Genomic DNA, 15,306 nt, shown 5'->3' with positions numbered 1-15,306 from the left:
GTCACCGATTTACGATGCACAAATCCCCGGTGGCGCGGATCAAGGCCTGGCCATGCAGGCCGTCCTTGATCAGCGCGGACCGAAAAAGCCCGGCGGATGGTGCCGGGCTTCTTTTTTGAATACGGCGGCAGAGGGGCGGGTCCTGCGCATCCGTTCGAGTCTGCACAGGCGGGCGAGTGGATATCTGCGCGAAGGTGATTATGCTTCAGGAAACCGTGCAGTGATGTGAGGCGGTCAGCCTGTTGCCAGGCTTTGTGCATTCCGTAGTCCGATGACTTCAGCCCCAGGGCCTGGGTGCGGCAGTGGTAGTGAGGTGCTTCGGCCTACAACAAGAGCAAGACGGAGAAGACTCATGGCCGCAATCGACACCACCACGGGCAATTCGCCCAACCACGGAATCACCCAGGAGGAACGCAAGGTCATCTTTGCTTCGTCCCTGGGCACTGTATTCGAATGGTACGACTTCTACCTCTACGGCTCCCTCGCCGCGATCATCGCCAAGCATTTCTTCGCGGGTGTCAACGAGACCACGTCATTCATCTTCGCGCTGCTCGCGTTCGCCGCGGGGTTTGCCGTACGACCTTTTGGCGCCATCGTGTTCGGCCGTTTGGGCGACATGATCGGGCGCAAGCACACCTTCCTCATCACCATTGTCATCATGGGCATCTCCACCGCGGTCGTCGGTTTTCTGCCCGGCTACGCGACCATCGGTGTGGCAGCGCCAATCATTCTTATCACCCTGCGCCTGTTGCAGGGCCTGGCACTGGGGGGAGAGTACGGCGGGGCGGCGACCTATGTGGCGGAGCACGCACCGAAGAACCGGCGCGGCTTCTTCACTTCGTGGATTCAAACCACCGCGACCCTCGGCCTGTTCCTGTCGCTGCTGGTGATCCTGGCGTGCCGTACGGTGCTCGGCACTGAAGCCTTCGAGGCCTGGGGCTGGCGGATTCCGTTCCTGCTGTCGATCCTGCTGCTGATCGTCTCGGTGTACATCCGCTTGCAACTCAGCGAGTCACCGGTGTTCCTGAGGATGAAAGCCGAGGGCAAGGCATCCAAGGCGCCGCTGACCGAATCTTTCGCGCGCTGGGACAACCTGAAGATCGTGATCATGGCGCTGCTCGGCGGCACTGCTGGCCAGGCGGTCGTGTGGTACACCGGGCAGTTCTATGCGCTGTTCTTCCTTCTGCAAACCCTCAAGATCGATCCGCAGACCGCCAACCTGCTGATTGCCGGTTCGTTGCTGATCGGTACGCCGTTCTTCGTGATATTCGGCAGCCTGTCCGACCGCATCGGGCGCAAGGGCATCATCATGGCCGGGTGCATTCTGGCGGCGGTGACCTACTTCCCGATCTTCCACGCATTAACCCAGTTCGGTAACCCCGACGTGTTTATCGCCCAGGAGAAAAATCCGGTTACGGTGGTCGCCGATCCCGATCAGTGCTCGTTCCAGTTCGACCCGGTGGGCAAGGCCAAATTCACCAGCTCCTGCGACCTCGCCAAGACGGTACTGGCGAAGCGCGCCATTCCCTACACCAACGAAAAAGCCGCGCCGGGCACGGTGGCGCAGGTTCGTATCGGCAGCAAAGTGGTCGAGAGTTTCGAAGGCAGCAACATGCCGGCGGCCGATTTCAAGACCCGCAACGATGCCTTCACTGCAAGCCTCGGCACCGCCCTCAAGGACGCCGGCTACCCCGAGAAAGCTGATCCGGCCAAAACCAACTACCCGATGGTGCTGTTGCTGCTGACGATCCTCGTGATCTACGTGACCATGGTCTACGGCCCGATTGCCGCCTGGCTGGTGGAACTGTTCCCGGCACGCATTCGCTACACCTCGATGTCGCTGCCGTACCACATCGGCAATGGCTGGTTCGGCGGCTTCCTGCCAACGGTGGCGTTCGCCATGGTCGCGGCCACCGGGGATATCTACTACGGGCTGTGGTATCCGATCGTCATCGCGGTGATGACGGCCATTCTCGGCACGTTCTTCATGCCGGAAACAAAGGATCGGGACATTCATCACACGTGAGAGCAGGGCATGTGGAGATCGTTCGGATCTCCACATGCCCTAGGGTTCAGTCGAGGGCGAGCGCTCAGGGCTGACCCAGTATTGGCCGACCGCGCCATCTTCGCTCTGAACCGGATCGCGCTGGGGAAACGGCAGCGTGTCGATGCTTTTCTGTTGCGCGACGCTCGGCGCTTCGCGGCAGATATCGGCGTGCTGCCCCGGCGGGTAAGCGCCGACCACCAAAAAGTCGTCGCTGGAACCGAGGTTGCAGTGGCCGGTTCCTGCCGGCAGCAGCAACACATCACCCGCGCGGACCTCCAGCTCGTGACCGCCCGGCCCCCCCAACATCAAGTGCGCATGACCTCGGGCGATGCCCAGCACTTCATGACCTTCACTGTGATAGTGATGAAAGTCATAGATCCCGTATCGCCACTGGGGCGGCCAGCCATTGGCCTTGAAGGTCTTCTCGAACAGTGCACCCGGGTCGCTGCCCCGGATGGCAATGGCCTTGGGGTAGATCAGTACCGGCAGGTGTGGGTTGTTCGGCACCCAGGCGTTGGGTTCGAGTAGCAGGGTTTGTGTCGATGGTGAGCTGGCCATGGAGGATCTCCGGAGCGGGTTAGCGCTGATGCCTTTTGGACCCATGCCCCAATGACGAATTCGGCTGATCAGACGAACAGCGCGTCCCGATACGAGGCGATACCTTCACAGTCCCCCCCAATCAAGCCTCCCTGATCTGACTGACGCTCGTCACCTGGCCATTCCACACCATCTCGTAATGCGCGGCCTGAATCACTGACTGCACCGGTCTCGGCGTCATCAATGCCCAGCAGTGACTGCCGCGCATTCGCACCGAGTGATAACGCAACCCTGGGCAACCTGCGTCTTTGACTGACTTCCCCAAATGACGGGAATGGGTGTAATCGCCGGGATCATAAACAGGGTCGGTCATCGAAATGGACGTCGCATCTTTCATCCCGATCTCCACAAACGCGCAGGACAGCCCTCGGAAAACGAAGCGCTCGTAATTCAGGCTCGGGACGTTCGACCAGTACAGGCTCTGGTGATGTTTCACTTCAGCCAGTGCCGTTTCCATCGTGTCCGCCAGGTACAGCACCCCAAAACTGCCATCGCTGAACCGTGAACCCGCCGGGTTGACGTGGGTAAACGGCGCGGTCGCGTAAGAGCAGCCGGGAATGCCGAACGGGATTTCACTGCGGCGAATCAGCTCGAGGCGTCCGACTTCATTGTTCAGCCGGGGGTTGGTGAGTTCCTGGATTTGGTACAGCACCTCGAACTCGTCTGCGTCCGCCACGTCATCGAACAACGCCACCGGAGGAAACTTCGAATTGACCAGCCGATAGGCCTGCACTGGCTCGCCGGCCAGTGTGGCCAGGTCGCCCAGCCTCACCATTGCGCGCCTCGCAGCACGTCGATGCGGCGGAAGGTTTCATACAGGGAAATCATGTCACCCTGCGCCATGATCTCGAGCGGCGAGCGGCCATTGAAAAAATCGTTGTTGTTGGCCATCGACGGGAAGCCGTAGACGTTTTCCGGGTTATCGAACACCAGACGCAGGGCGGCGTGAATGTTGAGGACGAAACTGATGCGCTGCATCTGGTCGGCATCCAGTGCCACCGCCCAGTCGGGATCCCGCTGGCGCGCGCGGGTGTAGGTGCTGCGGGAGATGCGCAGTATACGGCACGCCTGATCGCTGGACGCCGACCATTTTTCGAGGATGCCGACAGCCGCCCGCAGGCCGGTGACGCACTGGCTTTTGGTAAAGGCTTGTTGCTGGAGGGCAACGGCCATGTTTATGACCTCTTTTTGAGTCTATAGATTCAAAAATAGGCATAAAGCGTCTATAGAGCAAGTTCGGTGCGACCAGTGGACACTGCTATCGTTATCAGTCTTGGATTGTTCGATTTCAGAGGAGGCGCAGCATGGACCGATACACGGGCGGATGCCTGTGCGGCAATGTCCGAATTGAAGCGTCAGGGCGTCCCTATCGGGTGGGGCTTTGCCACTGTCTTGATTGTCGCAAACATCATGGGGCGCTGTTTCACGCCTCCGCGATATTTCCCGAGCGTGCGGTGACAGTCGAGGGCGAGACCCGTGATTACGCCGGGCGGTTTTTTTGTCCGCGCTGCGGCTCTTCGGTGTTCAATCGCAGTGATGACGAAGTGGAAGTGAACCTGGGATCCCTGGATGCCCCTGACCAACTGACGCCCACGTACGAAAGCTGGACCAGCCGGCGCGAATCCTGGTTACCAGCGTTTCCGCTCACCCGACGCTATGAGCACGACCGTGAAGGCACAGGGCGGGAAGAGTAGGGTGCCACCCCGGAATTCGTACGAGACCGCAGCGCCAGAATCAAGGCCCAATCGCCAGCAAGCCAGCGCCTACAGTGGGTTGGCGTCGTGTCTGAGTGCCGTGCCCACCACCATCCCCTGTGGGAGCTGGCCTGCCAGCGAGGGCGGCCTCGACGACTGCGCCAGATTCAAGGTCCGATCGCAGCAAGGAACACAGGCGTCAGGCCGTCATTGATTGCAGCTTTTTCAGAATCTCGGCGCTTGGATCAGTGTTTTTGGCGGCGTTGGACTGTTCTTCGTCAGAGCCGTCCGTCACGATGCCCGCGAGGATTTCAGCGAGGTTGTGGAAGTGCCCGGTTTTTTTCTCGGCGGGATCCGTGCCGCCGCTCTGGTTCAATGCAGCTTCCAGCGATAGGTGCTGCGACAGCCACTCCGGCGTGGCTTTTTCTTCGGGACTCATGTTGTCCATGAAATCGAGGGCGGCGCTGGCTCGGCCGAAAGGGTCATTGAGGAACGGGTCTTTCCAGTTCTTTTGCTGATCGGCCGGGCCGCTGTAGTAACCGGTGGCGAGGCGGGCTTGCTGGCGCATCAAGGCTTGTGCCGAAGCTTGCTCCTGCGCCGTGAATGATCCGCCCTGATTGGTCGCAACCGCGTTCAGCGAGCGGCGATCCAGATCGCCCATCAGCGCATTCCGGTCTTCATCGCTGCCGGTGTAGGGTTTGCCGCTGGCGGTCATCAGCGCGTACTTTTCATCCATGCGCTTGCGGGCATCCGCGGCCACTTCGGCGAAGGTCTTGTCCTTGGAACTGGACACCGCGCCCGGCTTGGAGGCACCCAGGACCAATGCGTCGGCATTCATCCCCGAACGAACCGGGAAGAACGGCGCGTTACCGGCAATCGAGTTGCTGTAATCGGTGGAGGTCGTCGACAGGCTTACCGAATCCTCGTTGGTTGCCTTGGCCTGATCATCCTGGGCGACGCGCTGCTGCGCATCGGCGGTGGCCTTGGTATCGACGGCAGCGGTATAGGCAGACATCGCCGCATTTGTTGACGCTGAAGCAATGATCATTGTTCTTCCTTGGCAAAGGGCTCGAAAAAGGCCGTATTGAGAGGCTAAATGCCGGACAGGATACGCGGTATTTGTGACGCTATCATTCATACCTGGGTATGGAGCTGATCAGCGTGCCCGCTGCAGTTCGTCGCCCGCCTGGGTCCGGTCCACCAGACGGATGCTGTTGCGTCCGCCGCGCTTGGATTCATACAGCGCGGCGTCGCCTTGTTCAATCAGGGCCGCCAGACTCGCAGGCGGCTGGTTGAACAGGCTGGCACCGATGCTCAGGGTCACCGGTTCAGGCGTGACGAAGGTCTGTGAGGCGGCCTGGTGAAACTGGTCACGCAACGCGCTGCCCAGCCCGACGATCCGCTCGCTCGATGCGTCATTCAGCAGGATAACGAACTCGTCACCGCCCAACCGGGCCGCCAGTGCACCATCAGGCAGGGCCGAACGAATCATCTCACTCAGCGAAACCAGCAAACGATCGCCGGCCGTGTGGCCGTAGAAGTCGTTGACCAGCTTGAAATTGTCGATATCGATCAGCAGCAGCGCACCGGGCCGAGTGCTCGATACCTCCGCCAGCAAACGCGGGGCCCGCACTTCCAGGGCGCGGCGGTTGTACAGGGCGGTCAGCGGATCGCGCGCCGCCAGCCGGGCGATGCGTTCTTCCCGGCGGTAGCGCTCGGTGCCGGTCATCGACAGGGCGATCAGCATGATCGCCATCGCGCCCTCGACCAGTGAAATCTGAATAATCTCGCCACGGAAAGCCGCCAGATCGATCAGGGTGCCCGGCAGGGCCACCGATATCGCCTTGATGAGGTAAAACAGGCCGTGGGTCAGCAACACGTAACGCAGCTGCACCGCGCCCACACTCAGTGAGCGGCCGTGGGGTCGCAGGAGGAAACTGGCCATTAGCGTGGGCAGGGCGACCAGCAGCGAATTGGCCACCAGCATGAGTTTTGACCACGACGGTTCGTCCGGCAGCAACAGCATGGCCAGCCAGGCGACGAAAATCAGGTACCAGGCCGGAGACAGGCGCGCCTGGGTGAACCGCGCGACGCCCAGCAGGAACAGCCAGTGCGCCGTCACCAGCAGGCCGTTGGCGAACCAGATGCCGATCAGCAACAGGCCGCTGCCGCGCAGCAGGGCGAGGGTCGAGCCCAGGGTAATCGTGGCAAACCCCGCGCTCCAGAACAGCAGCGAAGGTTCACGGACGCTGCGCCACTCGATCGCCAGGTACAGCGCGGCGGCCGCTGCCAGGGCGATCGAAAGAGTCAACATCGTTGGAGGGTCGAGCGCCATAGCGTGACTGGTTTGCCTGTTTAGCGGTGGAAGGGCGCGATTGTAAGCGTTTGAGACTATTTTTCGCAGCGCTGGTCATCTGGATCTCGTCCTGTCGATTTAGCAGGGGCTCGTTCGACTATCAATCAGGGAATGGATGATAACCGCCGCTGTCGTCGGCGTTCCGCCCCACTTGGCTAGACTGAAGTGTTCAACCCACGGTTGGAGAACCCACATGACCAGCAAAAACACGATCTGCATCTGGTACGAACGCGACGCCCTGGACGCCGCGACGTTTTACGCCAAGACCTTCACGGACAGCGCGGTGGGCACAGTCTTTTACGCCCCCGGCGACTACCCGGCGGGTAAGAAGGGCGACGTGCTGACTGTCGAGTTCACAGTGATGGGCATCCCGTGCCTCGGCCTGAACGGCGGGCCGGAGATCAAGCACAACGAGGCGTTCTCGTTTCAAGTGGCGACCGACGACCAGGCCGAAACCGACCGCCTCTGGGACGCGATCGTCGGCAATGGTGGCCAGGAAAGCGTCTGCGGCTGGTGCAAGGATAAATGGGGCCTGTCGTGGCAAATCACCCCGCGTGTGCTGACCGCGGCGATCAGCGATCCCGATCCAGTGAAGGCCAAGCGCGCGTTCGACGCGATGATGCAGATGGTCAAGATTGATATTGCGACGATTGAGGCGGCGATTGGGCGTTAGTGTTTGCTGGTGATCGCGGTGGGCCAGGCGACGGATTTGTTGGCTGCGAGGGCGCTATCGCGAGCATGCTCGCTCCTACAGGGGATTTGCGGTGGGGCGACAAAAATCAAACAGGGATGGCCGTTGTCAGTGGCTGCTCGCGGCCATTTCCTGTTCCAGCCAGCCGAGGAATTCGCAAAAGCCGCTGGAGCGTTTCACCCGCTTCGGATAGACCAGCGTGTAGCGCCCGCCGGTCACGATGCGGCCGGCATGCACGCGCGTCAGTTGCCCGCTGCGCAATTCATCCTGTGTGAGCACGGCGTCGACCAGCGCGATGCCCTGGCCACATTTCACCGCGACGATGGCGGACTCCAGGGTATCGAACGTCAGGTGAGGGTTATCGGTGCCCGTCGAGTTCGGGTAGTACTCGTCCCAGCGGCGCCAGTCCAGGCGATCCATGCTTGAATCCACCAGTCGCGCCGTCTTGAGCAGCGCCTCCGGGGTCGTCCCGGTGAGCAATTGCGGCGAGCACACCGGGATCAATTCCTCTTCCCACAGATCCAGCGCTTCGAAGTCAGGCCAGGTGGCGGTGCCGTAGGCGATCATGGCGTCGATCGATTCAAAGGCAAAGTCAGGGAAGCGGTGATACACCGTGTCGACACTGACGGTCACCTCCGGATGCACCTGATAAAATGCGGTCAGGCGCGGAATCAACCAGCGCGCCGCCATGGTCGGGTGCGCGCGCAGGCTGACGCTTCTCCCCACCGTGGCAAGCATGTGCGATGCATCCGATAACAAACCGATGACTTGCTCCGCCACCGGCACCAGGGCCCGGCCTTCGGCGGTCAGGACGATTTTGCGCGTGTGCCGGTCGAACAGACGGGTTTCCACCCGCGACTCCAATTGCGCAACCTGACGACTCACCGCGCTCTGACTGAGGTTGAGCAGCTCACCGGCCTGGCCGAAGTTGCCGGTCTTCGCGACCGTCAGAAAGGCCTGCAATAGCTCGATGGATGGCAGTTGGCGGCTCATGTGTCTATGCGCTCCTCGCATGGAATTAATGCAGATACATCACTGTCATTTCGCTGGTCCGGCGCACATTCTTGGCTGAAATCACGACGCGGCGCTACGTGTCATTTTCAACCTGACGGTTTCCCTCATGAACATTCCAGAAACGGCATTTGCCCGCGCATCGGCACCTGAAGACGACGGCCTGCCTCGTGAAGTCGACGTGGCAATCATCGGCGGCGGCCTGATGGGGTGTGCGTGCGCCTACTACCTTAGCAAAGCGGGCGCCAGGGTTCTGCTCCTCGAAAAAAGCACGCTGGCCGGCCAGCAGTCGTCGCGAGCCTGGGGCTTTGTGCGCCAGCAATCCCGCGACGAAGCCGAAGTGCCACTGATGCAAGCCAGCATCGATATCTGGCGCTCGCTCGAGCGCGAACTGCAGACCGACCTGGGCTGGCGTAATGACGGCTGCCTGTTTGTCGCGGGCAACGAGGTTGAACGGGACGGCTACGAATCATGGCTCCCGGTGGCGCGCAGCTTTGGCGTCGATACCGTGATGCTCTCGCCGCGTGAGGTGATGAAAAAGCTGCCGGGCTACGCCGTCCCGCAACTGGGCGGCCTGTTCACCGCCAGCGACGGTCAGGCGGAACCCACGCTGGTGGCGCGTGCCTTTGCCCTGCGCGCCCGTGAACGGGGCGCATACATCGTCGAACAGTGTGGGGCCAGAGGGATCGATGTTGCTGCCGGCCAAGTCGTCGGTGTTGAAACCGAGCGCGGCTACGTGAAAGCGAACACCGTGGTGTGCGCCGCGGGCGTCACCACGTTCCGCCTGCTGAAGCTGCTCGGCATCGACTTGCCGCAACAACTGGTCCGCGGAACGGTCGCGCGCACGACATCCGGGCCAGCCCTGAGCGGCATCTCGACGATCGCCAACGGCGTAGGCTTTCGGCAACGGCTGGATGGCAGCTTCAACATCGCCGACGACGCCCATGTCGACGTCGACATGACGCTGGGCCATCTGCGCGCACTGCATTGGTATGCGCCGTCGCTGTGGGCGCAGCGCAAATCGTTTCGCTTCCATCTGAACGGCGCCTGCCTGACGGACCTGCATCAGCGCATGCCGTGGTCGGAAGCGTCGCGGCTGGGCGCCGGGATTCACCGGCGAGATCCACTGATCAAACCCAATGACAAGGGCCTGGCCACCGCCATGCGCGCGCTCAAGGCCGCGTTCCCCGGACAGGTGAACACGCAGATTGCCGACCGCTGGGCGGGGGCGATCGATGTCTTGCCGGACGGCATTCCCGTCATCGACGCGCAAACGTCGCCGCTGGGTTTGGCCGTCGCCACCGGATTCTGCGGTCACGGTTTTGCCATGGGCCCGATCGTCGGTAAAACCCTTGCGGACTGGATCACCACCGGCAATCCGGGGCTGGACATGCGCCAGCTGCGCCTGTCGCGATTCGCCGAAGGCGACGTCAAGCCGCCTTCTTCGCTGTTCTAGTCGTCAACGCTCACGCCTGCCTCGGGGGACACATAGTGAAACCACCTCACACACACAACGTCTATTACGATCCCGCGTCGGTGGCCGGCAAGGCGCCGCCGATCAACGATGAGACCGACATTCTGATCGTCGGCGCTGGCCCGGCGGGGCTTGCTGCCGCCTTGACCGCCGCCGGCCAGGGCTTGCGGGTCACGCTGGTGGACGAAAATCCTGTCCCCCTCGAAACCATGGGCGAGGAGGTGCCGCTGCATTTCGGCGGAAGAATGGGCGCTGCGGTCGGCAATCGCAACAGCGTGCTGCAGACCTTGCTTGACGTCCGTCCGGAGATCGCCGAGGCGCTCGACGCGGGTGTCGACGTGCGCCTCGGCACGGCGGCCTGGGGGCTGTTTGCACAACAGCGCACTACGGCGTGGATCGAAGGCGCCATCGCCGGCCTCGCCGATGAACAGAACGCGTATCTGCTGCGCTTCAAGCAGGTGATCGTCGCCGCCGGGCGGCGCGACATGGGCCTCGCGTTCGACGGCTGGCATCGCCCCGGTGTCATGGGAGTCAGCGCCGCGCAGCGGTTGGCGACGGTTTATGAGGCGCTGGACTGCCAGCGTGCCGTGCTCATCGGCAGCGATACGCAAGCGTTGGCTTCAGCGCATGCGCTGGTGGGCAAGGGCGTGCAAATCGTTGCCATCATCGAGCAGGCCGGTCGCGTCAGCGGTGATCCCGCGCTGCTCAATCTGCTGATCGAACAAGGCGCTCAGGTGCTGACCGGGCATGTGATTCGCGAAGCAGCCGGGGATGCGTTCGGCGTCAAGCGCATCACTGCGGTGGCCGTCGATACGGCCGGGCGCCCGGTTGGCAGGGCGCTGATCGACATCGACTGCGACACGGTGCTGCTCGGCGTTGCTGCCATTCCCGCCATCGAGCTGATCGAGGCGGCCGGCTGCACCACGTCATTTCAGGCCGACCGCGGCGGCCACGTTGCCGATACGGACGCTGCGCAACGCACGTCGCTGCCGTTCATTCTGACGGCCGGGGATTGCGCTGGCGTCTGGGCCTCGAAAAGCCTCGACGACAGCATTGCCCGGCGCGAAGGCCGGATCGCCGCGCGTACCGCACTGGCCGCATTGGGTGTCGAGATCGCCCGGATCGAACTCGCTCCGACGCCCGACGAGCCTGCCTGCGACATCACCGCCCATCGCACCGCCTGGGTGCGCGCGTCGACGGTCCATGCACAGAACGAACCGTTCGTTTGCCTCTGCGAAGAGGTGACCGCCAACGAAATCCTGGGGCAACAGCCGCCGCGTTACCTGGACTGGACACCCGCCGATCCAGCCTTGAAAAACGGCCTGCAAAACGACTCGCCCCACCCGGACGTGACCAAGCGCCTGACCCGCGCCTGCATGGGCCCGTGCCAGGGACGCCGTTGCCGTGAACAAGTGGCGACTTTGCTCGGTATTGGCGCCGACGTCAGTGTCGAAAACATCGCCCTGGCCTCGTTCCGCCCGCCGGTCCGCCCCTTGTCGCTGCAGCAGATCGGGCAGATCGAGGAAACGCCGCAGATGCGCAACCGCTGGGACGCCTGGTTCGACATGCCGTCGCAGTGGACGCCGTTCTGGCTGTGCACCGGGCAGCAGACCGTCGCCAGGCATCCGCAGCAAACCACTCCACCGCACAGCGAGGGCTGACACCATGCAGGCAGTTATGAAGTCGTCCAATCGAGCCTCCGTCGTCATCGTCGGTGGCGGCGTGACCGGGTTGAGCGCAGCGTGGTGGCTGGCTCGCGAAGGCATCGACGTGCTCGTCGTCGAAGCCAGCCTGATTGGCTTTGGCGCCTCGGGCCGGAATGGCGGCGGCTGTTCGCATCACCACAGCCCGCTGTTTGTCGAGGAGCAGCGGCTCTGGCCGATGATGGACGAATTGCTCGGTTACCCGACCGAGTATCGCCCGGACCGCATCAGCATCGACCTCACCGAACACCAGATTGCACTCGATGAAAAAGTCGTGGCTGAAGCCGCGTACTACGGCTTGCGTGTCGACCGGCTGGACCCGCAACAGGTGCGCGACCTTGTGCCGTTTGCCGGCGATAACGTGCTCGCCGGCTACTACTACCATTTTGGCGGTCACGCCAACCCGCATCGCACCTTGCAGGCCTACGCCTGGGCGCTGAAAAATCTCGGCGGACGCGTGCTCGAGCACACGCCTGTCCTCGGTATCGAACGGCAGGGCGAGCGTGTGACCGGCGTGCGCACCCCCCAAGGACTGATCAGTTGCGACCACCTGGTGATTGCCGCTGGCCCGTATACCGGTGAATTGGCCGCTCAGGTCGGCGTAGACATTCCGCTGGTCACCGCGCGTGCAGAAATGATCGTCACCGAGCCATTGCCGCTGCTTGAGGTCGGCGGTGTGGATGGCAATGGTTTGTATGGCCGGCAAACCCTGCGCGGCAACCTCGCGTACGGCGGCGGGCCGCACGAATGGGTCGAACTCGCGGACCTGCGTGGCACCCGCGCGCAATCGACGCCGTTGCAATGCAACATCGCCAGGCGCCTCGCCGAGCTGTTCCCCAAGGTCGCCCATAAACGGGTGATTCGCAGTTGGGCCGGGTTCATCGAAAACACCCCGGACGGCCGCCCCGTCATTGATCGTCCCGCCGCGCTGGACAACCTCACGGTGGCGACAATGTCCGGTGTCGGTTTCGGACTTTCGCCGGCCAGCGGTCATGCCATTCGCGATCTCGTCGTTGACGGGACGTGCAGCTTCACCGATTTGTCGACGTTCTCGCTGTCCCGTTTTGCCGCCCTCGAACCGGACTGGCCAGCCATTCAGGGCTGGATGCCGTTGCCCGTGCCGCAGGCGTAGAAAGGCTTCATCGTTGCAAGCAATTGAACCGTTCCGTTTACTGTCCTCCAAAAAAAGGGATCGATCATGAAACGAATGTTGCGCAATTTCGCTTTGCTGGCCGCAATCGGCACGTCCTTGTGTTCCTTCACGGCCTCGGCCAGCGCAGCCCCGGAAACCTTGCGTTTTGGTGTCGCCGCGGAGCCCTATCCGCCGTTTCTGGTCAAGACACCCACCGGCCAATTCACCGGCTTCGAGCCCGACTTGATTCGCGCGCTCTGCGAGCAGTTGAAAGCCCAGTGCGAGATCAAGGAAGTGGCCTGGGACGGGATTATTCCAGCGCTGCTTTCCAACAAGTTCGACGTGCTGTTCAACTCCATGGGGATCAGCCCGGAACGGCAGAAAGTCATCGCCTTCTCGCGGCCTTATTACGAAACGACGGGAGTTTTCGTCGCTGCAAAAAATGTCAATCTGACGCTGACCCCGGAAGGCCTGGCGGGTAAATCCATCGGTGTGCAGGGCTCGACCACCAACGCCGATTTCATCCGCACCGCTTACGGCAACACCTCGGACCTGCGGATCTACACCACCCAGGACGACTGCAATGCCGACCTGATTGCCGGCCGCATCGACGTCATGTTCCTCGATAAACTCGGTGACATCGATTTTCTGAAGTCCCAGGACGGATTGGCCTTCGAGGAGAAGGGCACCGGCAGCGTCAGGATGGACCCACTGCTGTACGGTCTGGGTGTCGGGGCGGGTTTGCGCAAGGCTGATACGGCACTCAAGTCGCGCATCGATGACGCGCTCACGCAGTTGCATGATTCGGGCAAGTACGCGCAGATCTCGGAGAAATATTTCCCGATTGACCTCTGGCCCAAGTGAGGTCCGCAGAGGAGAGCAGGGCAGTCACCGACGTCAGCGTCCCGCCGCTGCATCCGCCAGTGCCGTGACCACCTGCTGCTCGATTTCCTTCTCATCCAGGCCGCGACCGAAATGCTTGAGGTAGCGGCCCTGGCTGTCGAGCAGGAACAGGATGGTCGAGTGATCCATCATGTACTGGCCATCGCCGGACGGCACTTTCTTGTAATACACGTGATAGGCGTCGGTGATGCGCGCGATTTCCTGCGGCGAACCGGTCAATCCGACGAAGTCGCTGGCGAAGTAGTTCACATAAGTCTTGAGTCTGGCGGGCGTATCGCGTTCCGGGTCGATGGTCACGAAGATCGGCCGCACCTTGATGCCTTGCTGTTGCTGCAGCTGCCGACTGATGCGGGCCATTTTCGCCAGATCGGTCGGGCAAATGGCCGGGCAGGTCATGAAGCCGAAGTACAGCAACGCGGGTTCGCCAAAGCTGCGTTCGGTGACCCGCTGGCCATTCTGATTGGTCAGTTGGAACGGCCCGCCGATATCGGTGCGGGCGGCAGCCATCGGCTGGGTCGCCAGCCCCATCAACAGCAGCGTGGCTAACCATTTCATGGCTTACAAACCTCCCGAATAGGTCAACGCCAGGCCTACCAGCTCGGACATCTGGCCGTCTTCTTTCTGCGTGCCGGCGGACAGTCCGAGCTTGATCTGGCCGGTGATGTTGTAGGTCAGGCTGAGTTCATTGAGGTAGTCCTGGCGATCGGCACCACCTGTCGATTCGCGATGCTTATCGGTGCGGGTCGCGCCCAAGGCCCAGTCGCCGAAATCGAAGGTCAGCGCGGTGGTGAGATAGCGAGTGTCGTTGCCTTTGATGCCATCTTCATTGTCGACGTCGGCAAATTCGATGAAGGGCACGATGTCAAAGTAACTTCCTGCCAGCGTCTGCTCAAGGTCGGTGCTCGGCGCATAGGCCCAGATGTAGCGGGCGGAGGCGATCTTGATGGTTTCATCGTCTTCGCCAGGCGGATTGGCTTGCGTCTCGTCCTCGGCCTTTTTGTTGAACATGTAGCCGATCTGCATTTCCAGATAGGGCACTGCCGGAATCGCCAACCAGTTCACCGTCACCGCATAGGAGTCGAGTTTCCCGGTATTCGACGGGCCGCCGTCGCTGCGCTGGAGCTTCTCGCCATGACGCAGATAAGGTCGGCCGAGAAACGAATTGTCGGCGGTGTAGACACTGACGTTGGGCTCGATCATGCCCAGGCGCTGATCGAAAAAGCGATACGCCACGGTACCGCCGAGCATGCCGTCGAGGTCATAAGTGGCGACAAAATCTTCGGTGTAGAGACCCGGCGCCTGATCCTGCGCACGTCCGAACGGCACGTGGTATTTGCCGACACTGAAGGCCGAGTTGGCGTTGTTCTGGTAGTAGTTGAGGTCATTGATCACCAGTCCTACGTCTTCGAAAAATCGCTTCTGGCCGGGCTGCGGCCCTTCGATGGGATTGATCTCGGTGGCGAGCTGTATCTGCTGGTCGTGGGTGAAGCGGAAGTAGAACGTGGTGTTGATGTCCGGGTAGGCGTCCGTGCTGTTGCGGTTACCGCCCTGGGGCGAGTCGGAATGCACGTGGTCATATTGGAAGGTCGCGTCGTAATCCATGCCGACGTTGGGGTACTGACCGTCATCGCCCAGCGCAGACTCAGCGGCACACACCGATCCCAGCAAAACCACAGCCAAGCGATAGTTGCTCATGGC

At 61.9% G+C, this 15,306-nt stretch carries 15 protein-coding genes and 1 pseudogene; 7 read left to right on the top strand and 9 right to left on the bottom strand.

The features are described 5' to 3' along the window. Position 1 precedes the first annotated feature (1 nt). Positions 2 to 82: pseudogene (locus NTD84_RS02115) on the bottom strand (chorismate mutase); the annotation flags it as partial. A gap of 270 nt (positions 83 to 352) precedes the next feature. On the opposite strand from NTD84_RS02115, the gene NTD84_RS02110 reads away from it, so the two are divergent. Next, positions 353 to 2,026 (top strand): MFS transporter, encoded by a 1,674-nt coding sequence (locus NTD84_RS02110; RefSeq protein ID WP_262163174.1) that lies wholly within the window; start codon positions 353 to 355, stop codon positions 2,024 to 2,026. A 39-nt stretch (positions 2,027 to 2,065) separates the two neighbouring features. Here the strand turns inward: NTD84_RS02110 and NTD84_RS02105 are convergent, their stop codons facing one another. The 3 genes from NTD84_RS02105 to NTD84_RS02095 form a co-directional block, all read right to left on the bottom strand. Then, positions 2,066 to 2,605, bottom strand: a complete 540-nt coding sequence (locus tag NTD84_RS02105) for a cupin (protein ID WP_262163173.1) — start codon at positions 2,603 to 2,605, stop codon at positions 2,066 to 2,068. Between the two features lie 121 nt (positions 2,606 to 2,726). Then, positions 2,727 to 3,419 (bottom strand): RES family NAD+ phosphorylase, encoded by a 693-nt coding sequence (locus tag NTD84_RS02100; RefSeq protein ID WP_262163172.1) that lies wholly within the window; start codon positions 3,417 to 3,419, stop codon positions 2,727 to 2,729. Then, positions 3,413 to 3,817, bottom strand: coding sequence for an antitoxin Xre-like helix-turn-helix domain-containing protein (locus NTD84_RS02095; RefSeq protein ID WP_262163171.1), 405 nt, complete (start codon positions 3,815 to 3,817; stop codon positions 3,413 to 3,415). Before NTD84_RS02095 ends, NTD84_RS02100 begins: the two co-directional genes overlap by 7 nt. 131 nt (positions 3,818 to 3,948) lie before the next feature. Between NTD84_RS02095 and NTD84_RS02090 the strand changes: the two genes are divergently transcribed. Further along, the gene (locus NTD84_RS02090) at positions 3,949 to 4,338 is read left to right on the top strand and encodes a GFA family protein (RefSeq protein ID WP_262163170.1); all 390 of its coding nucleotides are present in this window, start codon (positions 3,949 to 3,951) and stop codon (positions 4,336 to 4,338) included. 199 nt (positions 4,339 to 4,537) lie between these two features. On the opposite strand, the gene NTD84_RS02085 is transcribed toward NTD84_RS02090, so the two are convergent. Continuing rightward, complete coding sequence (locus NTD84_RS02085; protein ID WP_262163169.1) at positions 4,538 to 5,386, bottom strand: hypothetical protein; 849 nt, start codon at positions 5,384 to 5,386, stop codon at positions 4,538 to 4,540. Positions 5,387 to 5,494: 108 nt separating this feature from the next. After that, complete coding sequence (locus NTD84_RS02080) at positions 5,495 to 6,673, bottom strand: GGDEF domain-containing protein (RefSeq protein WP_262163167.1); 1,179 nt, start codon at positions 6,671 to 6,673, stop codon at positions 5,495 to 5,497. Between the two features lie 214 nt (positions 6,674 to 6,887). On the opposite strand from NTD84_RS02080, the gene NTD84_RS02075 reads away from it, so the two are divergent. Further along, positions 6,888 to 7,367, top strand: coding sequence for a VOC family protein (locus NTD84_RS02075; protein ID WP_262163166.1), 480 nt, complete (start codon positions 6,888 to 6,890; stop codon positions 7,365 to 7,367). A gap of 126 nt (positions 7,368 to 7,493) precedes the next feature. Here NTD84_RS02075 and NTD84_RS02070 read toward each other — a convergent pair whose 3' ends face one another. Beyond that, positions 7,494 to 8,378, bottom strand: coding sequence for a LysR substrate-binding domain-containing protein (locus NTD84_RS02070; protein ID WP_262163165.1), 885 nt, complete (start codon positions 8,376 to 8,378; stop codon positions 7,494 to 7,496). Positions 8,379 to 8,505: 127 nt separating this feature from the next. Here NTD84_RS02070 and NTD84_RS02065 point away from each other — a divergent pair, with 127 nt between their 5' ends. The 4 genes from NTD84_RS02065 (at position 8,506) to NTD84_RS02050 (ending at position 13,569) form a co-directional block, all read left to right on the top strand. Next, positions 8,506 to 9,852, top strand: coding sequence for an NAD(P)/FAD-dependent oxidoreductase (locus tag NTD84_RS02065; RefSeq protein ID WP_262163164.1), 1,347 nt, complete (start codon positions 8,506 to 8,508; stop codon positions 9,850 to 9,852). Between the two features lie 35 nt (positions 9,853 to 9,887). After that, complete coding sequence (locus NTD84_RS02060; protein ID WP_262163162.1) at positions 9,888 to 11,531, top strand: FAD-dependent oxidoreductase; 1,644 nt, start codon at positions 9,888 to 9,890, stop codon at positions 11,529 to 11,531. 16 nt (positions 11,532 to 11,547) lie between these two features. Beyond that, entirely contained in the window at positions 11,548 to 12,705 is a 1,158-nt protein-coding gene (locus NTD84_RS02055; protein WP_262163160.1) for an NAD(P)/FAD-dependent oxidoreductase, read from the top strand. 66 nt (positions 12,706 to 12,771) lie between these two features. Next, the gene (locus tag NTD84_RS02050) at positions 12,772 to 13,569 is read left to right on the top strand and encodes a transporter substrate-binding domain-containing protein (RefSeq protein WP_262163157.1); all 798 of its coding nucleotides are present in this window, start codon (positions 12,772 to 12,774) and stop codon (positions 13,567 to 13,569) included. A gap of 33 nt (positions 13,570 to 13,602) precedes the next feature. On the opposite strand, the gene NTD84_RS02045 is transcribed toward NTD84_RS02050, so the two are convergent. Continuing rightward, entirely contained in the window at positions 13,603 to 14,163 is a 561-nt protein-coding gene (locus NTD84_RS02045; RefSeq protein ID WP_262163155.1) for an SCO family protein, read from the bottom strand. A gap of 3 nt (positions 14,164 to 14,166) precedes the next feature. Beyond that, positions 14,167 to 15,303: a hypothetical protein gene (locus NTD84_RS02040; RefSeq protein ID WP_262163154.1), complete on the bottom strand. Its 1,137-nt coding sequence runs from the start codon at positions 15,301 to 15,303 to the stop codon at positions 14,167 to 14,169. Positions 15,304 to 15,306: the final 3 nt, after the last annotated feature.

This window comes from Pseudomonas sp. 14P_8.1_Bac3 (genome assembly GCF_025466085.1).
Taxonomy (GTDB): Bacteria; Pseudomonadota; Gammaproteobacteria; order Pseudomonadales; family Pseudomonadaceae; genus Aquipseudomonas.
Note: the sequence above shows the minus strand (reverse complement) of the source record. Positions and strands in the feature narration are given on the sequence as shown.

Coding starts and splice junctions, on each gene's coding strand:
- NTD84_RS02110 (WP_262163174.1), top strand. CDS start 353: ATGGCCGCAATCGACACCACCACGGGCAATTCGCCCAACCACGGAATC.
- NTD84_RS02105 (WP_262163173.1), bottom strand. CDS start 2,605: ATGGCCAGCTCACCATCGACACAAACCCTGCTACTCGAACCCAACGCC.
- NTD84_RS02100 (WP_262163172.1), bottom strand. CDS start 3,419: ATGGTGAGGCTGGGCGACCTGGCCACACTGGCCGGCGAGCCAGTGCAG.
- NTD84_RS02095 (WP_262163171.1), bottom strand. CDS start 3,817: ATGGCCGTTGCCCTCCAGCAACAAGCCTTTACCAAAAGCCAGTGCGTC.
- NTD84_RS02090 (WP_262163170.1), top strand. CDS start 3,949: ATGGACCGATACACGGGCGGATGCCTGTGCGGCAATGTCCGAATTGAA.
- NTD84_RS02085 (WP_262163169.1), bottom strand. CDS start 5,386: ATGATCATTGCTTCAGCGTCAACAAATGCGGCGATGTCTGCCTATACC.
- NTD84_RS02080 (WP_262163167.1), bottom strand. CDS start 6,673: ATGGCGCTCGACCCTCCAACGATGTTGACTCTTTCGATCGCCCTGGCA.
- NTD84_RS02075 (WP_262163166.1), top strand. CDS start 6,888: ATGACCAGCAAAAACACGATCTGCATCTGGTACGAACGCGACGCCCTG.
- NTD84_RS02070 (WP_262163165.1), bottom strand. CDS start 8,378: ATGAGCCGCCAACTGCCATCCATCGAGCTATTGCAGGCCTTTCTGACG.
- NTD84_RS02065 (WP_262163164.1), top strand. CDS start 8,506: ATGAACATTCCAGAAACGGCATTTGCCCGCGCATCGGCACCTGAAGAC.
- NTD84_RS02055 (WP_262163160.1), top strand. CDS start 11,548: ATGAAGTCGTCCAATCGAGCCTCCGTCGTCATCGTCGGTGGCGGCGTG.
- NTD84_RS02050 (WP_262163157.1), top strand. CDS start 12,772: ATGAAACGAATGTTGCGCAATTTCGCTTTGCTGGCCGCAATCGGCACG.
- NTD84_RS02045 (WP_262163155.1), bottom strand. CDS start 14,163: ATGAAATGGTTAGCCACGCTGCTGTTGATGGGGCTGGCGACCCAGCCG.
- NTD84_RS02040 (WP_262163154.1), bottom strand. CDS start 15,303: ATGAGCAACTATCGCTTGGCTGTGGTTTTGCTGGGATCGGTGTGTGCC.